9 protein-coding genes and 1 pseudogene are annotated in these 9,457 nt (G+C 61.8%); 2 read left to right on the forward strand and 8 right to left on the reverse strand.

Annotated elements, in window-relative coordinates:
- Positions 1-247: 247 nt before the first annotated feature.
- The 7 genes from MOV74_RS21680 to MOV74_RS21710 all read right to left on the reverse strand — a co-directional run bounded on the left by MOV74_RS21680 (position 248) and on the right by MOV74_RS21710 (position 6,829).
- A complete protein-coding gene (locus MOV74_RS21680) occupies positions 248-892 on the reverse strand; it encodes a cation transporter (RefSeq protein ID WP_246926506.1) in 645 nt (214 codons plus the stop codon).
- A 268-nt stretch (positions 893-1,160) separates the two neighbouring features.
- Positions 1,161-2,027, reverse strand: a complete 867-nt coding sequence (locus MOV74_RS21685; protein ID WP_246926508.1) for an SMP-30/gluconolactonase/LRE family protein — start codon at positions 2,025-2,027, stop codon at positions 1,161-1,163.
- 281 nt (positions 2,028-2,308) lie between these two features.
- Positions 2,309-3,718, reverse strand: coding sequence for a DUF1254 domain-containing protein (locus tag MOV74_RS21690; protein ID WP_246926521.1), 1,410 nt, complete (start codon positions 3,716-3,718; stop codon positions 2,309-2,311).
- Positions 3,719-3,937: 219 nt separating this feature from the next.
- A complete protein-coding gene (locus MOV74_RS21695; RefSeq protein ID WP_246926510.1) occupies positions 3,938-4,171 on the reverse strand; it encodes a hypothetical protein in 234 nt (77 codons plus the stop codon).
- Positions 4,172-4,286: 115 nt separating this feature from the next.
- The gene (locus MOV74_RS21700) at positions 4,287-5,546 is read right to left on the reverse strand and encodes a cytochrome P450 (protein WP_246926512.1); all 1,260 of its coding nucleotides are present in this window, start codon (positions 5,544-5,546) and stop codon (positions 4,287-4,289) included.
- A gap of 90 nt (positions 5,547-5,636) precedes the next feature.
- A complete protein-coding gene (locus tag MOV74_RS21705) occupies positions 5,637-5,960 on the reverse strand; it encodes a hypothetical protein (RefSeq protein ID WP_246926514.1) in 324 nt (107 codons plus the stop codon).
- A 95-nt stretch (positions 5,961-6,055) separates the two neighbouring features.
- Positions 6,056-6,829, reverse strand: coding sequence for a ferredoxin--NADP reductase (locus MOV74_RS21710; protein ID WP_246926516.1), 774 nt, complete (start codon positions 6,827-6,829; stop codon positions 6,056-6,058).
- Between the two features lie 157 nt (positions 6,830-6,986).
- Here MOV74_RS21710 and MOV74_RS21715 point away from each other — a divergent pair, with 157 nt between their 5' ends.
- Together MOV74_RS21715 and MOV74_RS21720 are read left to right on the forward strand one after the other, a co-directional pair.
- A complete protein-coding gene (locus MOV74_RS21715) occupies positions 6,987-8,183 on the forward strand; it encodes an amidohydrolase family protein (RefSeq protein WP_246926517.1) in 1,197 nt (398 codons plus the stop codon).
- 120 nt (positions 8,184-8,303) lie between these two features.
- Entirely contained in the window at positions 8,304-8,993 is a 690-nt protein-coding gene (locus tag MOV74_RS21720; protein WP_246926519.1) for a hypothetical protein, read from the forward strand.
- A gap of 283 nt (positions 8,994-9,276) precedes the next feature.
- Here the strand turns inward: MOV74_RS21720 and MOV74_RS21725 are convergent.
- A pseudogene (locus MOV74_RS21725) lies at positions 9,277-9,457 on the reverse strand (MarR family transcriptional regulator); the annotation flags it as partial.

Consider the following 9,457-nt stretch of genomic DNA (forward strand, 5'->3'; position numbering starts at 1 on the left):
GACCGTCGGTCGAGGCCTACATCGCCGGCGAGCGCGCGGCCTCGCCCGATCTCGACGGCCGCTCCGTGTTCGGCCGGGAGCGCGATCTCGTCGCTTCGAAGAAGTCGGCCGGCTCCTGAAGCTGTCGCTCAGGGCTGTCGCCTAGGGTGTGTACCCACAAACGTCGGCGTACCAGCGCAAAGCGGAAGTCTGCCACCTTGAGCGTGATCGGCGGCTTGTGACCCGAAGGAGACTTCGGGCGGCTGAATTACTCAGCCGCCGCCAGTCGGCCAATCTGTAGCTCTCTGCTGGCATGCCGGACCACTACCACAGCCCCCTGAATCGCAAGCAACGACATGATCGTCGCCACGACGATGTCGGGCCAACCTGTCCCGGTCCCGAACACGCCAGCCGCAGCTAACAGCACCGCGAGGTTACCCAGAACATCGTTACGAGTGCAAATCCATGCAGACCGCATGTTTGCATCACCGTGACGATAAGCCCAAAGCAGACCAAACGAAGCTGCGTTCGCAACGAGAGCGGCAGCTCCCACGGCGCCCATCGCGAAAGCGCTCGGAAGCGTTCCGTGCAGAATATGCCAGATCACGGTTGCAACGACCCATACGCCAAACATGCCCATTGTGGCGCCCTTCGCAAGGGCCGCGCCAGCTCGATAGCGGAGTGCCATACCGACAACGAGTAGGCTGATGGTGTAGTTCGCAGCATCCCCTAGGAAGTCGAGTGAATCGGCTTGCAAGGAAGCTGATCCGGCAGCAAGACCCGCGACCACCTCAACGGCAAACATAGCGGCGTTGATAGCAAGCACAGTCCAGAGCACCCGCCGGTAGGCGGCATCTCGTTTCTTGTTCCCGCCGAGGTTCAAGGGCGTTGGAGCGCAACAGCAGTCGTTCATGAGCCGAAGATAAGATGAATCGGGACGCGTCGCTAGTGCGCTTTAGGTCGTCTGTTGGGCCCAAAGGCGAGAAGGCTCAGGCTGTCACAGAAGTCCGCTGTGCTGGGTAGACCGGACATAGGTGGCACGGTCGCCGATCGACGCGATTGACCCCAAGAGGTCATAACGTGAGACGTGCAACACGATCAATGTCAGAACTTGGCTCGCTTTGCCGCTGTGCAAATTGCGAACTGAAGCTCCGTTGCGAAACCACTGCTGGCACCGGTCCTCAGCGCGTATCGACTTTGTAACCCAGAACAGTGCCCTCCATCATCATCGGGATCATGATGACACCATCCGGTCCCACGCCGAGATCGGCGCTCCCCTTCGTGAGCGGAAGGAGGCGCGTCGGCTTGCCATTGTTCGCGACGTGGAAAAGCCCGCCGCTTACCCAGTCGGTGACAAGATAGCCGCCCTTGCCATCGGGCTCGACACCATCAAAATTGCCAACTGGTGTCGAGTCACCAAGAGCAGACACATTCTTTGTCGCGAGATCGACCGCCTTCATGTGGCCGGGTACCTTGGTCGAGAAGTCCGGGGCCATCTTGCCCCACGACGCGACCACAAGCCTCCCATCCTCGACGAGGAGCCCGTTCGGGTTTTCGAGCGCGTCATCCTGCATCAGGAGAGATAGCTTGCCGCCGTCGAGCACCCAAATGCTGTTTGTCACCATGTCGGATGCGTAGACCCGTCCCGTCTTGTCAGCCGCGAGGTCGTTCAAGAACTTGGATCCGGGTGCCTCGTATCGGTTGATGATTTCGCCCCTGACCAGGTCGATTTCCGCAATCCGATCCACGTCTGCGACGTACAGCTTGCCGTTGGCAAGCGCGAGCCCGGTCGGACTGTCGAGTCCCTTGACCCACTCAATTGTCACGACCTTTCCATCCGGCCCAAGCTTTGAAATGAAGCCGTTGCCATCCTTTTTCATCGGATCGCCGTTGACGTTCGACACATAAATGGCCCCCGCGGCGCGGTCAAAAACCACCGACTCGGGCTGCTTGAAGCCATTCGCCTCCCACAGCTTTTGAGGTTCTGCGGCGACGGCACTGAAGGTAAGCACAGCAGACATTAATGCGGAGAGCTGAGGTGTCCTCATGGTAGCGCCTCCTCGTGATTGCCCCGAAGAAGGAACAAGCCTGTCACGACAGACGTTCCGCCCGTCTGTCAATTATGTCCCGCCGACTACCACGCAGATGGAGAGCGCGGCCGACGTTTGAGTTGGCCCGTCGCTTCCATTGAAGCGGCGTAGCTGCATGTCAGTTCATAGGAGCAGATCGGAAGTTTGCAGCCGAGTGCCAGACCGACGCTTTTGACCCCAACCGGATATAGTATTGCGTAGACGCCCGGCCCAATTGAGAACCGAGCGTCTGTCGAAAGTTATTGGGCTGCTAAGCTTGGTTGCGCTTGGACTTTCGTAACCGCCTGGGGGGTCCATCTACCAGTCAACGCCTCTGACTTCGGGGCGTACAAGCGCATGGTCAGATTGAATGGCCCTTTTGGCGCAGGAAGCCAGTTTGCTTCCATCTCCGTCCCGGGACTCTCGTTCTGGAAATACAGATCAAGCGAACCGTCGGCGTTATACTTGAATGGCATCCAGCTACTAACCGCGAAGCGGTTCAGGACATTGCCGACCTGAAAACCCTCCTGGTCGTAGAGGGTGATTGACCAGAATGCATCTACAGGCGGCGCAGCACCTTTTTCAAAGGTAATTGTGTATTTGTTTGCGCCGTCAAGCGGCCTCCCGGTTTCGTCACCCAGATTGAGTGGATAGATGGCATCCTCCACCACGTTCGCGCCAAGCCCCTGTTGCGAAAGGATCGCCCGCTTTAGATAATAGTTGCCGTACACCCCCACCGTGTCAGTATTCATTGACCAGCCGTTCACAACACGTGCCAACGTAGGCAACTTCCAAAGCATCAACTTCTGCCCAGCCTGCGGCGCGGTCTCAAGTGCCTTTTGCACCGCTGGATCAAGTTTGCTGATGTCAAAGCTCTTACCGACCTCGATGCCGATCTTCTTGATTCGAGCGAGGATTGGCTCATCGGTGATGTGGGGCGGATGTTGCTTGAGCAATTCGGCTGCGTAGGCGAAATACTTTCCAGCCGACATAGTGTCTACTTGGGCCTTCGGCGGCGTCTTCATATCGACGCTGGGGTCTAGCTTGAACTCTACTGGCTTTGGCGCTTTACCAACCTCCGAGAGAAGGGTGATCTTATAACCCGCCTGAATTTTACGAACCGCATCATAGTCATGCGGGCCATCAGTTTTGGTGCGACCGATAAGCCACACATAAGGCGTCGGTGCCTTGATCTGCGTCATCCCATCAGGGACCGTCCCGTTCCAGCCCGGAGGCGTTACCAGAAAATTCCCGGCTTTGGTGCCCGTGGTGCGCCAGCCTGGTGATGCAAAAACATCCGTCCACATGTCCAGCATCGGAAGTAGGTAGTAGCGTCCATCGGTATCCGGGGCTGAGATGACGACGGGCTCTTTGGTCATGTCCAGCCATGAGGCGGAATACAGCGTATCGAAGTTTGACCGCACGACACCTTTGAAGTCCGCAGGCGGGTAGGCGGGCACGTTCATGAACGTATTCATCGGACTTTTGAAGTCGCTGGTGCCGTTCGTGAATTGCTTTCGAGATACGTCCATCGACAGCAGCGGATAGAAGTAAACATAGGCGTCCACCGCGATAGACTGCGCTTCCCGTTCGGTTAGCGTGCCCTCTGCGTTAGCAATCAGCGGAAGTGTAGGGCCGATCAGAAGCCCGATAGTAAGCGCCTTCACAATATGTTTCACGGCGTCCTCCTGCATGTATTATGGTAGTGCCGTAAATGGCCAGCGCCCTCGGGTAGCGACTTGATCCAGATCAAGATGGCGGCGCTTTGCTGCCGAGCACGAGTCCGTTGTTGGCCCATCTCGGACCTAGGGTGAGGTGTGCCAACGCGTCCGCTTCAGAGGCAAAGCGGAGCTCATACGAGGTGCCGCGCGAGTTTATGAGTACACGCCCTAGTCTTCAGCCTCCTCGTCGTCGAGCAGCCGGTTGGCCGCATGATCCTGATACTGCTCGGTCTGGATGAATTTTCCGTCCATGCCGCGAACGTTCGAATGCTGCGCCTTGTCGCGGTTCGACAAGATCATGTTGTCGCCGATCTTGTCTTTTGGGACGTCCGTGAGTGCACCACTCCCCGCACCCTTGCCATGCGCGCCCGATCCGATATGCGTCTTGCCGCCGTGAGGCATGGACTGCTCCCTTGCTGTTGCGTCCATCGAGGCAACGCATGCGCCATGGAGATTGTTTCGCACAACTCACGCAAGATGACGCGCGCCACTGTTCCCGGCGCAGCAGCGTGCGCCATCAATCCGCCAGCAACGGTTCGGCAGTCACCGCACCGAGGCTTGGCTGGCGATTCCCGCCTGCCACAACCGGAAGCTTCGCGATGGCACGCATCCCCGGCCGCTTGCGCCAGCGCACTTGCGCGGGATCGACGGCGAGACCGAGCTTCGGCCATCGCGCAAACAGCGCCTCCAATGCACAAGCCGCTTCGATCCGTGCAAGCTGGTGGCCGAGGCAGAAATGGATTCCCGTACCGAACGAGATATGGCGGTTCGGCTTGCGTTCGAGATCGAGCCGCTCGGGCTGATCGTGCACCGCCGGATCCATGTTCGCCGCAGCGAGCATGACCATGACACGATCGCCTTTCTTCAGCCGCACGCCCGCAAGCTCGATGTCCCGCCGCACATAGCGCGGCTTGGAAAACTGCACCGATGACACGAAGCGCAGGAACTCCTCCACCGCGAGCCCGACGCGGCCCCAATCCTCCTCCAGCCAGTCGCGCAAACCCGGATTCCTGAGCAGCTCGTAGACCGAGCCGCTGATCAGATGCGTGGTCGTCTCGGAGCCGGCTGCAAGCAGCAGAAACACCATCGAGACCATCTCATCCGGCGTAATCTGGCCGCCCTCGCGCTCGACCTGCACCAGGTCGGCAATCAGGCCTTCGCCGCCCTGCGCACGCGCGATCTCCAACTGCCGTTCGAGATAGGCGCGCATCTTGCGGAACGCGAGCAGCAGGCGGAAGAAGCTGACGACATTCGTCAGCGACGACATCTTGTTGGCCCAGGCGATGAATCTCGGGCGATCGGCCGCGGGCAGGCCCAGCAATTCGCAGATCACCGACACCGGCAGGATACGGGCGTAACGCTGAACGAGGTCGGCGGGGCTGCCATCGGCAAACAAATCGTCCGCCAAGCCGTCGGCGATGGCGCGAATGCGCGGCTCCATCGCCACGATCGCACGGCGGCGAAACGCCTCGTCCACGATGCTGCGCAGCCTCGTGTGATCAGGCTCGTCCATGGTCAGCATGTTCCTGGCGATGGTGGTGACGAGCTTCGGCATCCACCAGCGCAGGCCGGCGACTTCGCCATCCTCCTTGCGCAGCGTGAAGCTGGTGCCGTCCTTCAGGACCCGCGCCGTGGCGTCATGGGTCGTGGTGATCCAGACATCGCCGACCAGAGGAAATCTTGTCGCGACCACGGGGCCGGACGCGCGTAGCGCCGCGATCGCCTTGGGCGGATCGCGGAAGAAGGCCTCGCTGGTGAAATCAAGGCGCGGTGTCATGGGATCACCGAAGTGGTTGGTGGCGCCTCAACCAGATGGTGCGCGTGCGGCGGCCCACAAGGGCCGGAACCGGCGCGATGACCAGCGTGCCTATCCGCGTCCCGGCGAGCGCTGGCCGGTCTTGCGCTGCTGCTGCGTGTAGGCGTCCCAATGGCTCCAGCTGCCATTGCTGAGGCTTTGCAGATCGGTGCCGAGCGGCCTGCGTGTGCGCTTGTCGTGGTCGGCGATCGCCCGCTCCGACTGCGCGATCTTCCGCTTGAGTTCCGCGACCGCTTTCTGGGTCTGGCCGTTCCGCTTCGACGAGGCGATCTCGCCCATCGTGAAGCGCGCGGTCTCCAGCGCCTTCAACTCGGCGCGGTTCTTCTTCAACTGGACCCGGTGCCAGGCGATGTTGCTGTCGCTGTCCGCAACCATGTGGGAACTCCGCTGATTCGTTCCCACAGTGTATCAAGCGCCGAATCGGCGCCGCAACGGGCCCCACGCGGCGAAAATGCGGTCTTTCTGCGGGCCTAGCGCTCGGCGAAGGCCTTTTCGACCACGAATTGGGCCGGCTCGCCATGGTTGCCCTCAATGAGGCCCCGTTCGCCCAGCAGCACGCGGGTATCCGCCACCAGCGCCGGACTGCCGCAGATCATGACGCGGTCGTGGGCGGCTTCCAGGGCCGGCAGGCCGATGTCGGCGAACAGCTTGCCCGAGGTGATGAGGTCGGTGATGCGGCCGCGGTTGCGGAAGGGATCGCGGGTCACGGTCGGATAGTAGATCAGCTGGTTCTGAATGTACTCGCCGATCAGCTCGTCCTTCGGCAGCGTCTCGTTGATCATCTCGCCATAGGCGAGCTCCTTGACGTGCCGGCAGCCGTGCAGCAGCACGACTTTCTCGAAGCGCTCGTAGGTCTCGGGGTCCTTGATCACGCTCAGGAACGGCGCGAGGCCCGTGCCGGTGCCGATGAGGTAGAGGTTGCGGCCCTCTTCCAGATTGTCGATGACGAGCGTGCCGGTGGCCTTGCGGCTGACGATGATCTCGTCGCCTTCCCTCAAATGCTGGAGCCGCGAGGTCAGCGGGCCGTCCGGCACCTTGATCGAGAAGAACTCCAGCGTATCCTCGTAATTGGCGCTGGCGACGCTATAGGCCCGCAGCAGCGGCTTCTCGCCGACCTTGAGCCCGATCATGGTGAATTCGCCGTTGCGGAAGCGGAAGGTCGGGCTGCGGGTGGTCTTGAAAGAGAACAGCGTATCGGTCCAGTGGTGGACGCTCAAAACGCTTTCCTGATTGAAATTGCTCATCTCACCTATCCGTGTCGCGTCTATGCGGTTCCGAGGCGGGCAGCTATGCGTCGTTCGTACACGATCATTCGTATACTAATGAATAATCCTGCTTGATCCCTGGGTCAAGGCTGCCCAAGATCGAAAGCGTTGCAGTTAGGAATAAGGAGCCCCTTCCATGGCGCATGACGCACCCCAGGCCACCGGACCCTCAAAGCTCGTGATCCGGAATATCGGCCTGATCCTGTCCGGCGCCCTGGAAAAGCCGATCCTGGACGGCGACACCATCGTCGCCGAGAACGGCAAGATCACCGCGATCGGCCGCTTCAAGGACCTCAACACCGAAGGCGCGACCACTATCGTCGAGGCGAACGGCACCACGGTCGCGCCCGGCCTGATCGACAGCCACGTCCACCCGGTCGCGGGCGACTGGACGCCCCGGCAGAACCAGATCGGCTGGATCGACAGCAATTTACATGGTGGCGTCACCACGATGATCTCGGCCGGCGAAGTGCACATGCCCGGCCGCCCGCGCGACGTCGTCGGTCTCAAGGCAATGGCGATCTTCGCCCAGCGCGCATTCTGGAATCTGCGGCCTGGCGGCGTGAAGGTTCACGCTGGCGCGCCGGTGATCGAATGCGAGATGGTCGAGGAAGATTTCAAGGAGCTCGCCGCCGCCGGCGTCAAGCTGCTCGGCGAAGTCGGCCTGGGCGGCGTCAAGGACGGCCCGACCGCGCGTAAGATGGTCGGCTGGGCGCGCAAATACGGCATCCAGAGCACGATCCACACCGGCGGCCCCTCGATCCCCGGCTCCGGCCTGATCGACAAGGACGTGGTGCTGGAGGCCGACACCGACGTGGTCGGCCACATCAACGGCGGCCACACGGCGCTGCCCGACGACCAGATCCGCTGCATCTGCGAGGGCTGCAAGCGCGGCCTCGAGCTCGTGCACAACGGCAATGAACGCTCGGCGCTGTTCACCCTGCGCACCGCGCGCGAGATGGGCGATCTGCACCGGGTCATCCTCGGCACCGATGCGCCCGCCGGCTCCGGCGTGCAGCCGCTCGGCATTCTGCGCATGGTCTCGATGCTGTCCTCGCTCGGCGATCTGCCGGCCGAGATCGCGTTTTGTCTCGCAACCGGCAACACGGCGCGGATGCGCGAGCTCGACTGCGGCCTGATCGAAGTCGGCCGCTCCGCCGATTTCGTCATCATGGACAAGGCCCAGCACTCGCCCGGCAAGAACATTCTGGAAAGCGTCCAGCTCGGCGACCTCCCCGGCATCGGCATGACCATCATCGACGGCATCGTGCGCACCCAGCGCAGCCGCAACACCCCGCCGGCCGGCAAGGTGCCGGAGGTGGTGGCGAAGTGACGCGGCCGGAGCGCGCGGCGAGCCACGTGGCGCCTCGAGCACGTTGAACGAGTCTCCCGCCTTCTGCGTCTAATGCGGACAGCCCGCGAGGGCCATGCATTGCTGGAGCGTCGAGGAGACATGAAGAGTTCGTCGCGGATTGCCGCCGGCGTTGCCGGTGCGGTGGCGGGCTATGTCGCGATCTTTCTGGTGTTTTCTCTCCTCGATCTTGGCAACCGTGCGGACCCGATCACATCAGGCCTGCTGGCGCTGTTCGTTTACTCTCCCATGGGCGCGATCGGCGGCGCGGTGCTCGCCAGCTGGCTGGTATCGCGTCCAGGCAAGAACGCAAGCAATGGAAGCGTCGCGCACAACAGCCTGAAGTCGCTCGGCGTCGTCGCCCTCCTCTGCGTCGCAGCCGCCGGCGCTTATCTCGCTTACGCATATGCGACCGCGACGCCGTGGCTCAACCCGAACGCGGCCAATCCCCTTCTCGTGTTTGAGGTTCGTCTTCCGCCTGGCGTTACAGCGCCAAGCTCACCGCACAGCATTGCCATCGAATTGCAGACCGACATCAACACCATGCCCGCCGAACTGACGCCAGGCGGCTTCCGTCGTGATGGCGAGCAAGCGGTGATCACGGGCGAAGTCGAACTCGCCTTTCGAACCTCGCGCCGACAACTCGCCGTCAACATCGAGGGACAGTCGAGCCGAATCTATCCGATCGACTTGACCGCCCGGGCGCCGCATACGCCGGAGTTCGGGACGTGGCGACGGCTCGCCGACGGCAGCGAAATCCGCTACCGGGCCAAATGGCCGGGAAAAAGCTGACCGACCCGGTCAGGCCGCTTTGGAATTTCACACGCACATAGAACTGCCGCTTGGCCTGTCCGACCGGACCGTTCTCGATCGCCAGCCGGCCGTCCGCAGCGACCATCTCGCCCTCGCCTTCGCAGGCGAGCCGCAAAGCCTTCATCGAAGTTAGTCGACAGCCCGCGCACCTCGTTCAACTGCCGTAGGGTGGGCAAAGGCGCGAAGCGCCGTGCCCACGATCTTTTCCTGATTGAGAATGATGGTGGGCATGCTTCGCTTTGCCCACCCTACGGCACCTTCTTCACCGTAGCTTGTTCAACAGCCCCATCAGCATCTCGCGCTCCTTCGCGTCGAGCGGCGCCAGGGTCTCACGGGTGATGGCGAGCGCATTCGGCGCGACCTTCTCCGCAAGCTGCTGTCCCGCGCGCGTCAGGCTCACCAGCAGGCGCCGGCCGTCCTCGGGGTCCTGGCTGGTCTCGGTC

Source organism: Bradyrhizobium sp. SHOUNA76, from assembly GCF_023006445.1.
Taxonomy (GTDB): domain Bacteria; phylum Pseudomonadota; class Alphaproteobacteria; order Rhizobiales; family Xanthobacteraceae; genus Bradyrhizobium.

What these genes read in the sequence shown, in the direction of transcription:
- MOV74_RS21680 (WP_246926506.1), bottom strand. Translation starts at nt 892, where the DNA reads ATGAACGACTGCTGTTGCGCTCCAACGCCCTTGAACCTCGGCGGGAAC.
- MOV74_RS21685 (WP_246926508.1), bottom strand. Translation starts at nt 2,027, where the DNA reads ATGAGGACACCTCAGCTCTCCGCATTAATGTCTGCTGTGCTTACCTTC.
- MOV74_RS21695 (WP_246926510.1), bottom strand. Translation starts at nt 4,171, where the DNA reads ATGCCTCACGGCGGCAAGACGCATATCGGATCGGGCGCGCATGGCAAG.
- MOV74_RS21700 (WP_246926512.1), bottom strand. Translation starts at nt 5,546, where the DNA reads ATGACACCGCGCCTTGATTTCACCAGCGAGGCCTTCTTCCGCGATCCG.
- MOV74_RS21705 (WP_246926514.1), bottom strand. Translation starts at nt 5,960, where the DNA reads ATGGTTGCGGACAGCGACAGCAACATCGCCTGGCACCGGGTCCAGTTG.
- MOV74_RS21710 (WP_246926516.1), bottom strand. Translation starts at nt 6,829, where the DNA reads ATGAGCAATTTCAATCAGGAAAGCGTTTTGAGCGTCCACCACTGGACC.
- MOV74_RS21715 (WP_246926517.1), top strand. Translation starts at nt 6,987, where the DNA reads ATGGCGCATGACGCACCCCAGGCCACCGGACCCTCAAAGCTCGTGATC.
- MOV74_RS21720 (WP_246926519.1), top strand. Translation starts at nt 8,304, where the DNA reads ATGAAGAGTTCGTCGCGGATTGCCGCCGGCGTTGCCGGTGCGGTGGCG.